Source organism: Hymenobacter taeanensis (genome assembly GCF_013137895.1).
In the GTDB taxonomy this organism is placed as follows: domain Bacteria; phylum Bacteroidota; class Bacteroidia; order Cytophagales; family Hymenobacteraceae; genus Hymenobacter; species Hymenobacter taeanensis.
Genome location: NZ_CP053538.1, coordinates 2,361,199 through 2,377,965, shown reverse-complemented (window position 1 = coordinate 2,377,965; position 16,767 = coordinate 2,361,199). Strand labels below are relative to the sequence as shown.

Here is a 16,767-nt window from a genome sequence, read left to right as displayed (position 1 = left end):
CTAGGTTGATACTTCCAGACTTCCAGCTATTTTCTGCCGGTCCGGTAGCTTGGTTCCATAATAACTTTGGCGTGCTGCCGCGCAAGCTCATCCCAGCTTGACAGGGCTGCTGCGTGCACCAATGCCTTAGCTGCTATTTACAACCGCAAAGAGCCAAAATTTGCCATAAGCAAAAAGCCTACATACATCGGCTGCGATACACATGGCTAGGCTGTTTAGTATAAAACAGGTATAAACCTGGCACAAAATCAGTATAAACAAAAAGCCGCCCTGCTACATGCAGGGCGGCTTTTTGCGCAATATAACCAGCTATTTCGATTAGAACTGCTCGTCGGCTGAGAAGAAGAAATCTCCTTCAATCTGAGCATTTTCATCAGAGTCAGAACCGTGTACGGCGTTAGCCTCAATGCTTTTGGCGTATTTCTTACGGATGGTGCCTTCAGCAGCTTGAGCTGGGTTGGTAGCGCCAATCAGGGTGCGGAAGTCAGCAACGGCGTTGTCCTTCTCCAGAATAGCCGCTACAATGGGGCCCGAAGACATGTACTTCACTAGGTCGCCGTAGAAGGGGCGCTCAGCGTGTACCTCGTAGAATTTGCCAGCACGCTCAGGAGTCAGACGTACTTTTTTCAGCGATACGATGCGGAAACCACCCTCTTCGATCATGCTCAGGATACCACCAATGTGGTTTTCCTGGGTAGCGTCGGGCTTAATCATCGTGAACGTGCGGTTGGTGGCCATATGAAAGGGCTAAAGTTTGGGGTTGAAAGTAAATCGGGTGAGGTTGCAGAACGTAAAGTTTGCGGCCGCAAAAGTAGCCGTTTTATTTGGTGTGATGAAGCTCAGATAGATTTCGCCGGGGTCTGGCCCACTTCCCCTCAGGCAAGCCGCTTGCGAACCACTCCTGATTATTGAACCTTATGGCGGCGCTACTGCTTCTGCATTTTGTGCAGAAGGTACTGCTGGCCCTCCTGGGCCAGGCAGCTTCGGAGTTAACGGCCAGCTAAATGCACCAATCTGAGGCTGGTTTTGTTGATACCCAGATTATTTCCGACTTTTGCCGTCTTTGTACGCGGCCTAACCGACCGAATTTCAGTCACCTACCCCGTAGGCAATGTCCACAATATCTGAACTGAAGGAGCTGCTAGCGCAGCCCCGGCAGATTTTCATCACCACACACCACAAGCCCGACGCCGACGCGCTGGGCTCCTCCCTCGGCCTGGCGGGCTACCTTCGCAAGAAAGGTCACTCCGTTACGGTTGTCACGCCCTCTGATTATCCGAGCTTTCTGGCCTGGATGCCCGGCAACGACGACGTAGTGGTGTACGAACCGCGCCGAAACGATGCGCAGGTGCGTGAAATCATTGGCACGGCCGAAGTGCTTTTTTGTCTTGACTTCTCCTGCCTGGGCCGCATCAGCGAGCTGGGCGAGTACGTCCGGCAGGCACCTGGTACCAAAGTGCTCATCGACCACCACCAAGAGCCTGAGGCCTTTGCCGACCTTGATTATTCCAACTCCAAAGCAGCAGCCACGGCCGAGCTGGTATTTGAGGTAATCCGGGACCTGGGCGACCAGGACCTCATTGACACCGGTATTGGCGAATGCCTGTACGCGGGTATCATGACGGATACGGGCTCGTTCCGCCACCCCAGCACCTCGCGCAATGTGCACCTCATTATTGCCGAGCTGCTCAACGCCGGCATTAACCTATCTGACGTACACCGCCGCATCTATGACTCCCACTCTGAGGAGCGGTTGCGCTTCCTGGGCTTCGTGCTGAAGGATAAGCTAGTGGTACTGCGTGAGTACAATACTGCCTACATTGCTATTACGGCCGATGAGCTGCGTCAGTACCACTCTAAAACCGGCGATACCGAAGGGTTAGTGAACTTTGCCCTTAGCATTGAGGGTATTGTATTTGCGGCCGTATTCATTGACCGCGGCCAGGCCATCAAAATCTCTTTCCGCTCCGTCGGCGACTTCTCCGTGAGTGAGTTTTCGCGCCGTCACTTTGATGGTGGTGGCCATCATAACGCGGCGGGCGGCATCAGCCATACTCCCCTAAATAATACGGTAGAGCGCTTTTTGGGCCTCTTGCCGCAATACCAGACTGATCTGGTTACAGCTCCATTGGCGGTGGTACCGCCAACGGCATAATTCGGCGTAACTTGGCCGCATAGTTTGTCTAACCCCCTAACCCCTTTCATGCTCTTCCAACGCAACTTTCTGAGCCTGGCCCTTGCTGCCGGTGTTCTGGGCCTCGCTTCCTGCAACAAGGGCGGTGGCGACTTCGCCAAAACCAAGTCGGGCATCGAGTACAAAGTATTCAAAAACGAAGGTGGCAAATACGACTCCCGCGACATCAATGCGGAAGGTGATGCTACCTATAAAGACCGGATTGGCAAGATCATGGCCCTGCACGTGGAGTACCGCACCGGCAAAGACTCGGTGCTGTTCAACTCGCGCAAGCAGCAGATGGGTTTTCCAGTACGCGTACCGCTTGACTCCGTACGGAAAGCCCAAAAGGGTGGCCTGGAGGAAGCAATTTCCCTGTTGCAGCCCGGCGACTCCGCCGTGTTCCGCTTCAACGTTGATACCATCTTCGCTAAGTCGTTCCGCCAGCCGGTGCCGCCTTTCATGAAGAAGGCCGGTAAGACCATGACCATGTTCGTGAAAGTGGATAAGATCCAGACTCGCGATGAGGCTATGGCCGACGTGCAGAAAATGCAGGTAGAGCAGCAGCAGAAAATGCAGATGTACGCCAAGCAGCAGCTCAAGAAAGACGATGTATTGCTGCAGGACTACATCAAGAAGAATAACCTGAAGGCCCAGAAAGACACTTCAGGCGTATACTACGTAGTAACGCAGCCAGGCACGGGCGCTAAGCCTAAGGCTGGCCAGATTGTATCGGTGCAGTACAAAGGCACCTTGCTAGATGGTAAAGAGTTTGACTCTTCAGCCAAAGGCAACGGTGGCCGCCCAATTGAATTCCCCATTGGCGTAGGCCAGGTGATTCCGGGCTGGGACCGCGCAATTCCCCTCTTAAACAAGGGCTCGAAAGCGACCATTCTTATTCCTTCGTCGTTGGCCTACGGGCAGCGCGGCGCGGGTGCCAACATTCCGGCCGATGCCGTTCTGCGTTTCGATGTGGAGCTGGTAGACGTAAAAAATGCCCCGGCTCAGGCGGCAGGTCAGCCCAGCCAGGCAGACATCCAGCGCCAGATTGAGCAGATGCAGCAAATGCAGCAGCAGCAGCAAGGCCGGTAACCCACGGATCGGTTTTGACAATACCCCCGGTCCGGTGCAACCGGGCCGGGGGTTTTTGTATCTCCACTTTGACAGCCTTTTTCACCATGCGCAAGCACCTATTGTTTTCTGCTTTTCGGCCTGCTTTGCTGCTGGTCTTGTTCTTCTCGCTAACGGCTCCCATGCTGTCTTCCTGCATGAAGAGCAACGATCCGGCCCTAGACACTACTGACTACTCCGCGCGCGACGAAGAGATTTTAAAGTCTTACATCGCCGCCAACAACCTAACGGCTCAACGCCAAGCCTCGGGTTTGTATGTGGTTATGACTACACCTGGCACAGGTGCACTACCAACCAAAGGTCAAACCGTTTCAGTGCTTTACACAGGCACTACCCTCGATGGAAAGGTGTTTGACTCTACAACTAATCGCAACAACGCGCCCTTCAGCTTCAAGATTGGTCAGGGTGAAGTAATTCGGGGGTGGGATGAAGGCATTGCCCTCCTCAATAAGGGCGCCAAGGCTACCCTGCTTATCCCCTCCGGCCTGGCTTACGGCGCCTACGGTGTTGGCCCTATTGCGCCCAATACGGTATTGCGCTTTGATGTAGAGCTGGTGGATATTAAGTAATTTCAGGACGGCGAACTGGTTTTTGGTCTCGCTCATATTTTCTGCTTCACCCCATGCGTAACGTATTTTCCCTGACTCGTTCCACCCTATTGCTCCGTTTGGCTGCCCTGCTATTGGTTGCCGCGCCGGTTCTTTCAGCCTGCGATTCTAAAGGCAGCATTGCCAAACAAACTGAAAAGTTACTTGAGCAGCAAAAGGCAGCTGACGAGGCCAGCATCCAGGCTTACCTGACCCGTCATAACATCACCGGTTCCTCTTACACACGTACTTCTACCGGGCTTTATCTGATTAACGTGAAGGAAGGTCCTGCCTCGAACGCACTGATCAAGGCCGGTCAGAAAGTCACCACTGTGTATGTGGGCAAGTTTATTGGTGAAGCCAATGATGGAGTAGAATTTGATAACTCCAGCAACAACCGCACTGCATGTGGCTGCTTAAATTTCACCGCGGGTGCAAATAGCGTTATTCAGGGCTGGGAGGAGGCTGTACTACTGATGCGGAAAGGTGACCGTAAACTGTTACTCGTTCCCTCAAATTTAGCGTACGGCTCTGCCGGGAGTGGGACCAGTATACCGCCAAACACGCCTTTGCTGTTTGACCTGGAAATAACCGACGTTAAATAAGCCCGTTACATGGCCTACCTTCCTCGCCACTGGTACTTGCGCCTCACGCTGCTCTTGGGAGCAGCGGCAGCCGTGAGCCCAGTGTTAGGCCAGCAGTCACTACCTACCACACCAGCTCAGGCGCCCACCGACAGCCTACTGGCCCGGGCTACGCAAACCCAATCGGGGCTGCGCTATACGGTACGGCAGCCGGGTACCGGTCCCACGGCCCGAGCCGGGGATAAGGTTACGGTGCACTACACAGGCTTTCTGCCTGATGGTCACGTCTTTGATGCCTCAGTGAAACAAGGAGGCCCGCTGAAAATCAGGGTTGGCCGCGGAGAAGTAATCAAGGGCTGGGATGAGGCTTTGCAGCTGCTACCAGAAGGTAGCCGAGCCCGCATCTGGGTTCCGGCCCGACTGGCCTACGCGGCGAAAGGGGTCAGGGACCCCGATGACGACCGCCGCTACCTAATACCTCCCCAAACAGATCTGGTATTTGAAGTAGAAATTCTGAAGGTTAAATAGCCTTCTACGTATTGGCCCCGTTGATCTGTGTTACGCAGACGGCGGGGCCAAGCTTTGCACACCCTACGAGACCTAGAGCTAGAGCTCCTGCGCCTTTGCTCGATTACTTTTTTGCATTGCAACAGGCATTTCTGAATGCCTGTTGCCTTATTTACTTTCTATGCTTTCCTTCTCACGTATGCGCACTGCCTGGCCTGCCCTGCTGGGTTTGGCGGCGCTGATGTCCTTCCAGGGCGACCCAAATAGCTTTAACCGACTCCGCTCCGGCGTTGAGTACCGCATCTATCACCGTGAAAACGGTAAGTACGTGCGGCGGGCGGCCCAGGCCCCTACCGGCGACCCTACCTATGCCAGCCGCATTGGGCAAATCATTAGCCTGCACATGGAGTTTCGTACCGGCAAAGACTCGGTACTCATGAGCTCCCGCCAACAGCCAGGGGGGCAGCCCGCCAGAGTACCGCTTGATACGGTGCGCCGCGCCCAGCTGGGTGGTATTGAGGAGGCCGTAGCCCTGTTGCAACCCGGCGACTCCGCCGTGTTTCGCTTTAACGCCGATACCGTATTTGCGAAGTCTTTCCGCCAGCCGGTGCCGCCCTTCATCCGGAAGGCTGGCAACACCCTGGTGGTGCTAGCCAAAGTAGATAAGATTCAGACCCAGGAAGCGGCTATGCAGGAGGCGCAGGAGATGATGCGCCAGGCCCAGGAAAAGCAAAAGCAACAGGCCGCGGAACTGCTGATAAAAGAAGACGCCCGCATTCAGGCCTACCTCAAGCAGAACAAGCTGAAAGGGGTGAAAGCGCCGGGCGGTGTGTACTACGTCATCACGAAGCCCAGCACGGGTGCGAAGCCCCAGCCTGGCCAAACGGTAGCGGTGCTATATAAAGGCATGCTGCTAGACGGTAAGGTCTTTGATTCATCGGAGCGGAATGGCAACCAGCCCATTGAGTTTCCGCTCGGCCAGGGCCGGGTTATTCCGGGTTGGGACCAGGGAATTGCTCTCCTCAATAAAGGCAGCAAAGCGGTGCTCCTTATCCCTTCTTCCCTGGCCTACGGCCCCCGCGGAGCAGGCGGCGACATACCACCCAACGCTATTCTGCGCTTTGATGTGGAGCTGGTAAACGTTAAATAACAGTGAGCCTGCCAACTAAAAAGCCCTGCTGAGTATGCCTCAGCAGGGCTTTTTAGTTGGCAGTATAGCTTCTTTACAGCTCTGCCAGCACCTCCGAAAGGACGGACAGGGAGCGGACGTCGCCGAGGCGCTCTACGTGCAGCTGGTAGTAGCGAATGAGCACACCCAGCAGTTCCCGCCGTACGCGGCCGTTCGGGATTTCAGCGGTGGCGGGGGCACGGAGTAAGGCGTCAAAGTACTGCTCAAACTCCTGGAAGTGCAGTACCGTGGGGCCATGCCCGGTAATGGAGCCGGGCACCTCGGCTCCGAAAGCCACCTGCGAGGTAATTTGCTCCCCGGTTTCGGGCCCGAACCCTAAGTACTGGCTGAGTTGCAGCAGGAATACCAGCGCGAAGTTCTCAAACCCCTCCTCCTGCCGGTCGAAGGCCAGAATGGAATCATGCAGAAAGCTGAAGAGTGGCTCGTTTTCTTCTTCCTCCAGCAGCACGCGGCTCACTACCTCCGAGAGAAACAGAGCAATGCTGCTCTTGCGCACGTCGTAGGGCAGCGTCCGGAAGGGCTCGGCGCACCGGTACTCTGAGAGGCGCGTAATGCCGCCCTGCCGAGAGGTGTAGGCCACCAGATCAAGCATGGTGAAAGGCTGAAAGAGCGCAATGCGGCCCGGCGGTTTGGCCTTACGCACACCGTTCACGAGGTAGCTCTGCAGCCCCAACCGCTCCGTATAGATGCGGGCGATGATGCTGGTTTCGCGGTAACGGATGAAGTTGAGAACTATACCGCGGGTCTTGATTAGCATGTGGTAAAGGACTGAAGGTACGTCGTCTTTAGTACGGAAAAGCGGGCGGAGCAGCCACACTGACTCGCTACTGGCCTAGAGAGTAGGAACAAGCGGCGCTACCCCACCCGTTCCCCGAAAACAGCTCGTAGGCCACTATAAGGCAGCCAACCTACTTTTCTACCACGGCTACTTTGCTGATGCAGCCGTTCTTGCCATCGGCATCTGAGGAGAGAACCAGGTACACACCCGACTGCACCTTGCGGCCGTTGTAGTCGGTTAGATTCCAGACCAGGGTGCCCCCGCTGGCGCGGGTTTGGTACACCAGCTTGCCCGTCACGTCCGTGATTTTAACCTGCGCGTTGTTGGCCAGGCCCGAGATACCGACCTGCCCGGTTAAATTGGTGCGCACCGGGTTCGGCGACACTTTGGCGCAGCTGGGTTTACCCTCCGTGACGGTAGCCGAGCCGCGGTAGGCCACTACGCCGGCATCGGTGGCCACGAAGACCTCGCCGGTTTTATCGTTTACCTCCACATCCACCACGCGGTCGGAGGGTAAGGGGCTGTTGGCGGTGGTGAAATGCTCCAGGGCCTCGGTGGCATCCTCGTTAAACAGCCACAGGCCCCGGTCGGTGGCAAACCACTTGCGGTTGCCGCCATCCACGGCAATGGCGCGCACGGCTTCATCACGCAGGGCCGCAAACCCGGTACCCTCGCCCCGCCGAACGAACGGCGTTTGGAAGACTAAGCCACTGCTGGGGTCGAAGGCGGAGATGGGGTCATTAAAAACGGCGGGTCCTTTAATGGTAGCCACCCAAATATCACCACGCCGGTCTTTCACTACGTCGTAAATTTCTCCGGAGGGTAGTCCGTCACTCTCCAAGAAGGAGCGCGTGGTACGAGTTTCGAGGTTGTAGGCCACTATGCCCAGGGTGGTACCGGTAGGAGCCCGCGCCCTCGACAACCACACGCCCCCCACGTCATCAAATGCGATGCGCTCCAGGTTTTCGCTGCCACTGAAGTAGGGCACAGTAGCCCAGGTGCTAACTGCGGGGTCAAACACAAACAGGCCCGAGAGGCCTACCAACTGATGGCGGTTCACCACCCACACCTTGCCATCGGGGGCGGTGGCCACGTCGGTCACGCGGGTGTACGAAGGATCAGCAATGGTACTGCGCAATGGGTTGGGCAGGCCCGCAGTGGGGTTAAACAGCCGGAAATTACCGGGGCCCTTCCATTCCAGCAGTCCGTTGCCGTAGCTGGCCACATACAGCGTACCATCGGGGGTACGGGTGCCGCGAACCGGGTCAAGCAGGTTGGGGTACTGAGCCCCTGTAAGCGTTGCGGAGCTGATGTTGGTCCACTGCCCCTGAGTGTACTCATAAAAACCCAGCTGACTGCGCTCCTGCAGGTATCGGTCGCCGTAGGCACCACTGAAAATATCTACCGTATTGGTACGAGCGTCGGCCAGCACGCTATACGACTTGGTACTGGCGGGGGCGTTGGTGATGAACTGCTCGGCTTGTTGGCCATCGGCTGACACTCGCAGAAGCCCATTGGCAAAGTCGGCGAGGTAATAGCGGCCATCTTTCGCGCGCAAAGCCGCCCGTGGGTTTTGGAGTAGCGCCGGGCGTAGCGTGGTGGTTACAACGCCGGTAGCCGGATTTAGCACCACTACCTTCTGGTTATCCGTTACCAGCAACCCAGCCCGTGAGGAAGCCAGCTGCCGAAACTCAACCGCAGTTACTCCCGCTACGGGCCGCCACCCCTGTGCCGGCTGGCTGGGGTTATAGCCATAAAGCTGGTCGCCGTTTATGCCCAGGTACACTACGCCGTTGTGGGTGCCCAGGGTCCGGAAAGGGCTACCGGCGCGCGGGGCAAAATCAGTAACCCAAACGCGGTAGTCGAGTAGGTTGTCGGTGAGGCGGGCCCGCAGCACCCCGGCCGAGGTGGCGGCAACCAGCACGCCGTTGGCGGCAGCTGTGGAGTACACTTCCACAACCGTACCGCCTGGCCCAATATTGGTGTACGAGTCCCGAATTTCGAGCTTAACCAAATCAACCGCCACTATCCCGAAGCTGCACGCCAGGTAAGCCGTTTTGTTGTTGATGCTGATTTGGTTGATAGTTTTGGCTCCCGGCAGCTCCTTGCGGGCAATATCATTCAGGTTGAGAATGGCCCCATCAGACAAGCGCAGCAGATCAAGGTTACCAGAGCGGTAGGCCACTACTACCTGCTGAGTCACGGAATCGTAGGCCAGGGTACTCACCCCAACATCATGCAATCCGTCGCGGCGGGAGAGCAGCCGGGTAGTGGTTAGCTCCTTGTCAAAATAGAAGAAAGCATCTTCGGTAGCAACGTACACGCGGTTACCAACATCGGCCAGGGCCTTGGCCCGGTTAATGGGCAGATGCAGTTGCCAGTCGCCGAAGCCCGCCGTTGCCTGGCCTAGCGCTGCAGTAACTGTTATCAGCAAAAAGACCAGGCTGATTACTACCCGGTGCAGGCGTACTAGTAGAATCATGGGCAGGTAGTTGCGACCCGTAAAGAATCAGCAAGGTAACGACGCGCCGCCGCCTTTAGTGCAGGCAGCCAATTGGCTCCAATAGCAGGCTCCGCGCTGCGCTTGGCCACTTTTGCGCCGTGTGCTGCTGCACGCGCCGTGCACTGGCCTAGCGTACGGCGGCCTTGGCTACGGGCTCGGTGGTTTTCTCCTTCATGCCCTCCTGAAAGCAGTAGCGGCAGCGGGCTTCGTACGCGTCGGTTTCCCCCAGCAGAATCTTGTCTTCGGAAGCAGCAACCCGGAACGAGTAGGACGCAATTTCGCCGCAGCACACACAGATGGCGTGCACCTTGGTCACAAACTCAGCTACGGCCATAAGGGCCGGCATGGGCCCAAAGGGCTTGCCCAGAAAGTCCATATCCAGACCGGCCACAATTACGCGGGTGCCCTGGTTGGCCAGCTGCACGCACACCTCTACCAATGACTCATCAAAGAACTGGGCCTCATCAATGCCTACCACGTCGCAGCCACCGGCCAGCAGGAGCATTTCCTGGGCAATAGGCACCGGCGTAGAGCGGATGCTGTTGGCGTTGTGCGACACCACATCCTCCACGTGGTAACGGGTATCCAGCGCCGGCTTGAATATCTCTACCCGCTGACGGGCAATTTTTGCGCGGTTAAGACGGCGAATCAGTTCTTCAGTTTTACCCGAAAACATGGAGCCGCACACAACTTCAATCCAGCCCCGGCGAGCTACGCCCGGACCCGTACCAACGCGGGGTTCAATAAACACAGACTTGTCAGTTAGTAGTGGGCAAGCATCAGGAGCCTGACGCGTGCTTCATAACCTCTAAAGTACAGCTTTCAGCCGCTAGCCTCAAAGCCAACGGCGCCATTTTCCGGGGGCAGCGGGCAAGTAGCTTACCTAGTTGCGCTGCCAAGCCACTTGCCCTCAGCCTGATATCAACCGTCTGCGTGGCCTAGCTTTTCGGCAGCTAGTTCTAGGCCTGGTCGGGGAGGTACGTAACGTGGGGCAGCTGTACTGGCTCAGGCACGCGGCCTACCACGTTGCCGGCGGGCAGGCGCGTTTGGCAGGTGAGGCGCTCAGTGGGCAAGAGCCGGCCCAGGGCGCGGTAACGCAACTCTGCGTCGGAGGGCGGCGTTAGCAGGTCGGCTCCGCTGAGCACGTGCACCCGGCACGTAGTGCAACGGCCCTTGGCCCCGCAGGCGTGCATCCAGTCGTGGCCGGCGGCTTGTAATGCGGCCAGCAGCGTAGCGCCGGGCGGCACTAATACTGGGGCTGCGGGCAGATTTTGAACTGTTAGAGTGGGCATCTTTCCCTAAATTGCCCGTTGAATCAGGCTTTCAATGAACAACAAATATAGTCTCGCCAAGCGCGAACAATACGGGCGGCTGTTAGCGGCTCTACTCTGCGACCAGCACTTCGGAGCCCGCCCTACGGCCACGCTCGACGGCCCGGCCGTACTGCGCTTTACGCCCATTCGGCAGGTGAACCTGTTTGTGGTGCAACAGCTGCTAGGCCAGTGGATGGCGGAGATGGGTAACCTGCGGAGCCCCTACTTTGACTTTGAGGATGCCCAGGTGCGCCAGGCCCTTACACAATTCATGAATGTGCTCTCGCGGCGCATTAAGCTGAGCCGGCCCGTGTTTGAGCCCCTGCTGGCGCAAGCCATCTGCGACACGCTTCTAGGCTGCATTGATCCGGCTGCCATATTTGCGCAGAAGCTGCTGGGCGAGCAGGCTTCGGCTGCCCCAGCCACCCTCCGCGACACGCTCCGCTACCTGGATATGCACAAGTCTTTGTTCGCGGGCTTCCTCGATACGCTGCCGGCAGAAGATGTACAAGAGCGCGATTACCTACTGAGCCGCTTCCGTCTCTACGTGCAGTCACACCCCCAGGATCAGCAGGTGCTGGCTGCCGTTGTGCAAGAGTTCAACGAGCTGCTGCCGCTCTCCGAAGATGATTTGAACGAGGAGGCACCGCAGAGCCAAGACCCGGCACCTGCCCAGCCTGCCAGCGCCCCAGAGGCGCCAGCCGCTGCACCTGCTCCAACTCCACCTGTAGTGCAAGCTACCCCGCCAGCGCCGGAGCCCCAGCCAGCCCCGGTTGCGGAGCCTCGCTCAGCGCCGCAGAGTGCTGCTCCTACTGCCGTACCGCTCTATGCTAAGCTCCAAGCCGAGCAGTCCACAGCTCCTTCCCTAAGCGAGACCCTGCGCCAGGAGCGTACCGGGGCCGCTTCCTTAGCTGAAAAAGCCCCTAAAGTAGAAACGCTGCGCGAGGCCATTTCCATCAACCAGCGCTTTAGCTTTATCAATGAGCTGTTTAATGGCGAAAACATGGAGTACCACTCGGTGATTCAACACCTGGATACCCTGCCCAACGCTGAATCGGCGAAGCGCTACGTGAATGAAAACCTGGCCGCTCAATACAACTGGTCGCGGAAGGAAGAGCACGTAAACAAGCTTTTGAAACTCATTGACCGTAAGTTTGCTTAAAACAGCTTAACAAGCGGCTCAGGCCCGCTTTATAAGCCCTTGCCGCTACGCGACAAGGGCTTTTTAGTGCTTCTGTTATTAGCCGTTTGGGGGCGAGACAGACCTAGCGCTGCTGCCGCGAGTAACAGGGGCAATACGGGCACTACGAACCGGGAAGCGCCCAATGGCCCCGTAAGAACTGCCACATACAGCACCAGCCCCAGCAGCAGCAACCGCTCCTGCAGTGGGTAAGCCCGGTTCAGGGCGAAACGTAGCGCCAATAGCAGCCGCCCGGCGTTAGCTAGTGCCACTGCCAGCAGCACTGCCAGCAACCCCAGCGGGAGCTGCCGCAAATAGTGGCCTACGCCGCTATACCCTTGCTGGCTAAACTGGCTCAGCAAGCCTGATTTGGGCTGTGGCAACCCGAAAAAGTACACTATGTCAAACCGGCCAGGGTCAAGAAAGAAATTCCCCATACCCTGCAAGTGCAATAGGGAGTAAGCCACCGCGTGGCGCTGCAGAGCCACCTGACTTTGCCGCTGAATATAGCGCTGCTGCGCTGCAAATGAAGGTTGGTGCTCAGCGGCGGCAATAGTGGTATCCAGAAACTGTTCGGCCGCCTCAGCGCCTTCCGTGTATTGCAACACGGCCCGCACATTGTAGCGCAGTAGGTTTATTTCAGCAATGCTGGAGAAGTGCCAGTACCCCGTGCGCTCTAGGTTGCGCCACTGCCAGGCGCCGGCCACCAACACAGGTATCAGGCCTAGCGCCAGCAGCCAGGGCCGTTTTTGCCGCCATGCGCTCCAGCAGCTCAGCAGCAGAAACACTAAGGCAAAGGGGTAAAAAACCGGCTTAATAAGTAAAGCAGCGGCAGCAGCTACCGCCGCCCCCATCCCATAGCTTACGCGGCCCGTTTTGCTGAACCCCAGCAGGCCCAGTGCCAACACTACCACGGCCGTTTGCAGCAGCAGCTCGCTCATTAGCACATTGGCGTAAATACCTTGCGCGGGAGCTGCCACCGTCAGCAGCAATACGGCGCCCCATTTTGCCCGGCTCCCTAGCACGCTATGCCGGGCCACCCACCGGAGCATCAGGCTTAGATTGAGGAAGCTCAGCAGGTTTTGCAGCACTAAGAGTACCACGGGCACCTGCTGCCCCGGCGCCCCCAGCAAGGCTAGCACGGCGGGATACCCGGGCGGCCGGATAGAATACTCCTGGGGCTGCAGGGGCAGCTGCGTTAAAGGCCTGGCATAAAGCACTCCTGCTTCACGCAAGTTACGGGCCGCCTCCAGGTACCGGTCTGAATCGGGAAATTGCGGGTGCTGGTGATAAAGCTGCCAGGCCAGAAACAGCACGTGCATGGCTGCTACCCCCGCCCACACCCAGGCTGGCACCCGGCTGCTGGGGTGCAAAGCGGCGGGGGCAGGAGCAACAAGGCGGTAGGCCGACGACGAAATCACGGCTCCAAGTACGCAGAAATGCCCCGGATTATGAACCGCGGGCAGCAGCACTTAGCGCACCGCAAAGGCCTAATAGCGTTCTAAATCCTGCTTGCGGTAGGCATCAATAGCCAACAGAATGAACAGCAGCGTGGTAAACGACCACAGCGAAGAGCCGCCGTAGCTGAAGAACGGCAGCGGAATACCTACTACCGGCGCCAGGCCTATCGTCATGCCGATATTAACGCAGAAGTGAAAGAAGATAATGCTGGCTACGCAGTATCCATACGTGCGCCCAAAAACCGATTTCTGGCGCTCTGCCACGTATAATATTCGCCCCAGCAAGGTCATAAACAGGATGATGACTACGGTGGTACCAACCCAGCCCCATTCTTCGCCAACGGTGCAGAAAATAAAGTCGGTGCTTTGCTCCGGCACGAAGTCGAACTTGGTTTGGGTGCCTTGCAGGAAGCCTTTGCCGGCAAAGCCCCCCGACCCGATGGCAATTTTAGACTGCGTTACGTTCCAGCCCACGCCCAGGGGGTCGGCGGAGGGGTTGATGAGCACCTCAATTCGCTTGCGCTGGTGGGCCTGGAGCACATTGTTGAAGAAGAAATCTACCCCAAACACCATTCCTACCACCACTGCCCACACTGATAAGGCCAGCACCAGATAATGCCGAAACACCTTGGTATTAAAGGCAAATACCAGCACCAGAATAGCGGTAAAGCTTCCTACCAGCCAAAGCTTAGGCACCAGCAATGAGAGGATAAGCACTACGCCCGCCGCCGCCAGAATGAGCAGTATCAACGGCGACATGCCTTCCCGGAAGTACGCCAGCAGAAAGGCCCCAAACACCAGGGCCTGGCCCGTTTCATTAGCGGCAATGATAAGCAGTGGCGGCAGCAGCGTGAGGCCAGCCAGTACCAGCTGGTCGCGGAAATTTTGCTGGCGTAGGTTGATACCCGCCATGTAGCGCGACACGGCCAGGGCCGTAATAAACTTGGCAAACTCGGCGGGCTGCAGGCGCACGGGCCCGAGCTCCAGCCACGAGCGGGAGCCAGCAATAGGCCTGGCAATGAAAGGCGTGACGATAAGCAGCAGAATCATGGCCCCGTAGAGCACAAAGGCAAAGGTGTCGTAGGCTTTGTAGTCGATAACTAGGAGCACCACAATCAGTACTACTGCCGTCCCGATCCAGAGGATTTGCTTGAACCAGTTAAACGCCATTAGCTCCTGGAAGCTCAGGTGGCTGAACGGGTTGGGCACATCGGGCGAGTAGCTGGCGGCGTATACGCTCACCCACCCCACTCCTACCATCAGCAGGTAAAGCAGAACCGTCACCCAGTCAATGCTACGCGAATATCTGGCGGGAGAAGTGGACATAGTTGGTTTGTTTTTCTGAACGTGAGCAGAAACCGGAGGTATTAGGCCAGGTAGTGGCCTATTTTCTCGCTCAGATCAACAATTAATGGTGTTTTACAAATCTTTCTGCCGGACCAGGAAGCCAACCTTCCCACCGCTTGCGCCAGGGGGCCACGTTGCCGCGCAGGTATTTTTCCATAACCAAGGCTGCCAGCGGAGCCGCGGAGCTACCACCAAAACCAGCATTTTCAATGAACACGGCAATAGCAATTTTAGGGTCTTCGGCCGGGGCAAAGGCGGCAAAGGTGGCGTGGTCGTCGCCGTGGGGGTTTTGCACGGTACCGGTTTTGCCGGCCACCGAAATGCCAACATCCAGCAGGCTGGCATTGCTGCCCGTACCGCCGCGGCCATCTACCACGCCCTGCATGCCCGGAATAATCTCATCAAAATGAATAGGGTCTACACCCACCGTATGGCGCACGGTATACTGGGGCAGTGGCCCGCCCTGCCCAATCCCCTTCACAAAGTGCGGAGTATAGTACCAGCCCCGGTTGGCAATGGTAGCCATGATGTTCGCCATCTGTAGGCCTGTAATACCAATCTCGCCCTGCCCAATGCTGAGCGAGTACACCGTGCGGTAGCTCCAGCGGTGGTAGCCGTTGCGCTTATCGTAAAACTCCGGTGAAGGAATCAGGCCCTTTTTCTCCTGCGACAAGTCTACGCCCAGCTTTTCACCCAAGCCAAACTGCATCACCTTACGCCGCCACTCTCCCAAGCCCAGGCGGGCATCTTCGAAACGATTGGTGGAACGCCCGCGCAGTACGGCGGCGCGCATTACCTGGTAGAAATAGGGGTTGCAGCTGTTTTTTATGGCAATGCCCACGTTACTGGGGTACTCGTGGCGGTGGGTGCAGCGCACCAGCCTCCAATTGCAGTCAAACCCTGTTTGCGGCGTTACTACGCCCATTTGCAAGGCCACCAGCTCATTCACGAGCTTAAAGGTGGAGCCCGGCGGGTAGGTAGCCATCAGGGGGCGGTTGAACAACGGGCGCTCAGGGTTATTGAGCAAATCCATGTACCGGTTGCCCATACCCTTGCCCGAGAGCGTGGAAGGATCAAACATGGGCGCCGACACAAACGCCAATATTTCGCCGGTTTTAGGATCAAGAGCTACTACTGAGCCGCGCTTGCCTGCCATAAGCTGCTCCGCGTAGGCCTGTAGGTCGGAGTCGATGCTCAGGTGCAGGTCTTGGCCCGCAATGGAAAGCGTATCGAACTCGCCGCCCCGGAAGGCGCCCTTTTCAATACCCCGCACATTTACCATACGGTACTGCACGCCCCGGCGGCCCATCAGCTGAGACTCATAAAAAGACTCTAGCCCCGTAATGCCCAGGAATTCGCCGGCCATGTACTTAGAGAATTTAGGCTTCTCCAGAAAGGCCGGGGTAATGGCTCCCACATAGCCCAGGGCGTGCGCCAGGTTCTTGGTGTTGTAAGAGCGAGCCATGCGGGCCTTAATGCTAAAACCCGGAAAGTCAATGAGGTTATCCTGGATGGCGGCCAGCTCAGGAGTGCTTAGGTTTTGCACCAGCGGCGAGGCCTTTACCCGGCTGTAAGCGCGCGCGGCCTTCATAGCTCCCCGCACTTCCTCAAGAGGTAGCTGCAGCAGCTCGCAGAAGCGAAGAGTATCGAGCTTCTTCACCTCACGCGGCACCACCATCAGGTCATACACCGGGGTGTTCTGCACCAGAATCTGGTCTTTGCGGTCATAGATGAGCCCCCGATAGGGTGCCTGCACAATGCGCTGCAAAGTATTGCGGTCGGCGGCGAGCTTGTAGCTGCCGTCCAGAACCTGAATGTAGAAAAGGCGTGCCGCGAAGAGCAGCGCCACAGCCAGAAAAATGGCGTGGACCACGTATTTGCGGCCTTCGAGGTATTGCAAAGCGGTGGATTCTGAGAAGTAAGCACTTACGGCTCTACGGCCGGATTTGCAAAGGTACAACGAATGACTGCCTCCACCAGTCTCTACCCTCAGAAAGCAACAGCTACCTTCCTGC

General features: G+C 57.3%; 15 protein-coding genes. 7 read left to right on the top strand and 8 right to left on the bottom strand.

The window, feature by feature from the left end:
* Positions 1 to 318 precede the first annotated feature (318 nt).
* Positions 319 to 738 (bottom strand): nucleoside-diphosphate kinase, encoded by a 420-nt coding sequence (locus tag HMJ29_RS10120; RefSeq protein WP_135432762.1) that lies wholly within the window; start codon positions 736 to 738, stop codon positions 319 to 321.
* A 373-nt stretch (positions 739 to 1,111) separates the two neighbouring features.
* Between HMJ29_RS10120 and HMJ29_RS10115 the strand changes: the two genes are divergently transcribed.
* From HMJ29_RS10115 to HMJ29_RS10090, 6 genes are all read left to right on the top strand, one after another.
* Complete coding sequence (locus HMJ29_RS10115; RefSeq protein ID WP_171591364.1) at positions 1,112 to 2,155, top strand: DHH family phosphoesterase; 1,044 nt, start codon at positions 1,112 to 1,114, stop codon at positions 2,153 to 2,155.
* Positions 2,156 to 2,203: 48 nt separating this feature from the next.
* Entirely contained in the window at positions 2,204 to 3,265 is a 1,062-nt protein-coding gene (locus HMJ29_RS10110) for an FKBP-type peptidyl-prolyl cis-trans isomerase (RefSeq protein WP_171591363.1), read from the top strand.
* An 86-nt stretch (positions 3,266 to 3,351) separates the two neighbouring features.
* Positions 3,352 to 3,873, top strand: coding sequence for an FKBP-type peptidyl-prolyl cis-trans isomerase (locus HMJ29_RS10105; protein ID WP_171591362.1), 522 nt, complete (start codon positions 3,352 to 3,354; stop codon positions 3,871 to 3,873).
* Between the two features lie 53 nt (positions 3,874 to 3,926).
* Positions 3,927 to 4,496 carry an FKBP-type peptidyl-prolyl cis-trans isomerase gene (locus HMJ29_RS10100; RefSeq protein ID WP_171591361.1) on the top strand — a complete coding sequence of 190 codons (570 nt, stop codon included), beginning with the start codon at positions 3,927 to 3,929 and terminating at the stop codon, positions 4,494 to 4,496.
* 9 nt (positions 4,497 to 4,505) lie between these two features.
* The gene (locus tag HMJ29_RS10095; RefSeq protein WP_171591360.1) at positions 4,506 to 5,003 is read left to right on the top strand and encodes an FKBP-type peptidyl-prolyl cis-trans isomerase; all 498 of its coding nucleotides are present in this window, start codon (positions 4,506 to 4,508) and stop codon (positions 5,001 to 5,003) included.
* A 178-nt stretch (positions 5,004 to 5,181) separates the two neighbouring features.
* The gene (locus tag HMJ29_RS10090) at positions 5,182 to 6,132 is read left to right on the top strand and encodes an FKBP-type peptidyl-prolyl cis-trans isomerase (RefSeq protein ID WP_171591359.1); all 951 of its coding nucleotides are present in this window, start codon (positions 5,182 to 5,184) and stop codon (positions 6,130 to 6,132) included.
* A 73-nt stretch (positions 6,133 to 6,205) separates the two neighbouring features.
* Here HMJ29_RS10090 and recO read toward each other — a convergent pair whose 3' ends face one another.
* The 4 genes from recO to HMJ29_RS10070 all read right to left on the bottom strand — a co-directional run bounded on the left by recO (position 6,206) and on the right by HMJ29_RS10070 (position 10,744).
* A complete protein-coding gene (gene recO / locus HMJ29_RS10085) occupies positions 6,206 to 6,928 on the bottom strand; it encodes a DNA repair protein RecO (RefSeq protein ID WP_171591358.1) in 723 nt (240 codons plus the stop codon).
* 151 nt (positions 6,929 to 7,079) lie between these two features.
* Positions 7,080 to 9,431, bottom strand: coding sequence for a type IX secretion system anionic LPS delivery protein PorZ (gene porZ, locus HMJ29_RS10080; protein WP_171591357.1), 2,352 nt, complete (start codon positions 9,429 to 9,431; stop codon positions 7,080 to 7,082).
* A 148-nt stretch (positions 9,432 to 9,579) separates the two neighbouring features.
* Positions 9,580 to 10,203 carry a thymidine kinase gene (locus tag HMJ29_RS10075; RefSeq protein WP_171591356.1) on the bottom strand — a complete coding sequence of 208 codons (624 nt, stop codon included), beginning with the start codon at positions 10,201 to 10,203 and terminating at the stop codon, positions 9,580 to 9,582.
* Between the two features lie 208 nt (positions 10,204 to 10,411).
* The gene (locus HMJ29_RS10070; RefSeq protein ID WP_171591355.1) at positions 10,412 to 10,744 is read right to left on the bottom strand and encodes a 2Fe-2S iron-sulfur cluster-binding protein; all 333 of its coding nucleotides are present in this window, start codon (positions 10,742 to 10,744) and stop codon (positions 10,412 to 10,414) included.
* 34 nt (positions 10,745 to 10,778) lie between these two features.
* Between HMJ29_RS10070 and HMJ29_RS10065 the strand changes: the two genes are divergently transcribed.
* On the top strand, positions 10,779 to 11,927 hold the full coding sequence (locus tag HMJ29_RS10065; protein ID WP_171591354.1) for a DUF8457 domain-containing protein: 1,149 nt from the start codon (positions 10,779 to 10,781) through the stop codon (positions 11,925 to 11,927).
* Between the two features lie 29 nt (positions 11,928 to 11,956).
* Here HMJ29_RS10065 and HMJ29_RS10060 read toward each other — a convergent pair whose 3' ends face one another.
* The 3 genes from HMJ29_RS10060 to mrdA form a co-directional block, all read right to left on the bottom strand.
* A complete protein-coding gene (locus HMJ29_RS10060; RefSeq protein ID WP_171591353.1) occupies positions 11,957 to 13,366 on the bottom strand; it encodes a hypothetical protein in 1,410 nt (469 codons plus the stop codon).
* A 69-nt stretch (positions 13,367 to 13,435) separates the two neighbouring features.
* Positions 13,436 to 14,731, bottom strand: a complete 1,296-nt coding sequence (gene rodA / locus HMJ29_RS10055; RefSeq protein ID WP_171591352.1) for a rod shape-determining protein RodA — start codon at positions 14,729 to 14,731, stop codon at positions 13,436 to 13,438.
* An 82-nt stretch (positions 14,732 to 14,813) separates the two neighbouring features.
* Positions 14,814 to 16,652 carry a penicillin-binding protein 2 gene (mrdA, locus tag HMJ29_RS10050; protein ID WP_171591351.1) on the bottom strand — a complete coding sequence of 613 codons (1,839 nt, stop codon included), beginning with the start codon at positions 16,650 to 16,652 and terminating at the stop codon, positions 14,814 to 14,816.
* Between the last annotated feature and the right edge of the window lie 115 nt (positions 16,653 to 16,767).

Coding starts and splice junctions, on each gene's coding strand:
- HMJ29_RS10100 (WP_171591361.1), top strand. CDS start 3,927: ATGCGTAACGTATTTTCCCTGACTCGTTCCACCCTATTGCTCCGTTTG.
- porZ (WP_171591357.1), bottom strand. CDS start 9,431: ATGATTCTACTAGTACGCCTGCACCGGGTAGTAATCAGCCTGGTCTTT.
- HMJ29_RS10065 (WP_171591354.1), top strand. CDS start 10,779: ATGAACAACAAATATAGTCTCGCCAAGCGCGAACAATACGGGCGGCTG.
- HMJ29_RS10105 (WP_171591362.1), top strand. CDS start 3,352: ATGCGCAAGCACCTATTGTTTTCTGCTTTTCGGCCTGCTTTGCTGCTG.
- recO (WP_171591358.1), bottom strand. CDS start 6,928: ATGCTAATCAAGACCCGCGGTATAGTTCTCAACTTCATCCGTTACCGC.
- HMJ29_RS10090 (WP_171591359.1), top strand. CDS start 5,182: ATGCGCACTGCCTGGCCTGCCCTGCTGGGTTTGGCGGCGCTGATGTCC.
- HMJ29_RS10115 (WP_171591364.1), top strand. CDS start 1,112: ATGTCCACAATATCTGAACTGAAGGAGCTGCTAGCGCAGCCCCGGCAG.
- HMJ29_RS10120 (WP_135432762.1), bottom strand. CDS start 738: ATGGCCACCAACCGCACGTTCACGATGATTAAGCCCGACGCTACCCAG.
- HMJ29_RS10110 (WP_171591363.1), top strand. CDS start 2,204: ATGCTCTTCCAACGCAACTTTCTGAGCCTGGCCCTTGCTGCCGGTGTT.
- HMJ29_RS10095 (WP_171591360.1), top strand. CDS start 4,506: ATGGCCTACCTTCCTCGCCACTGGTACTTGCGCCTCACGCTGCTCTTG.
- HMJ29_RS10070 (WP_171591355.1), bottom strand. CDS start 10,744: ATGCCCACTCTAACAGTTCAAAATCTGCCCGCAGCCCCAGTATTAGTG.
- rodA (WP_171591352.1), bottom strand. CDS start 14,731: ATGTCCACTTCTCCCGCCAGATATTCGCGTAGCATTGACTGGGTGACG.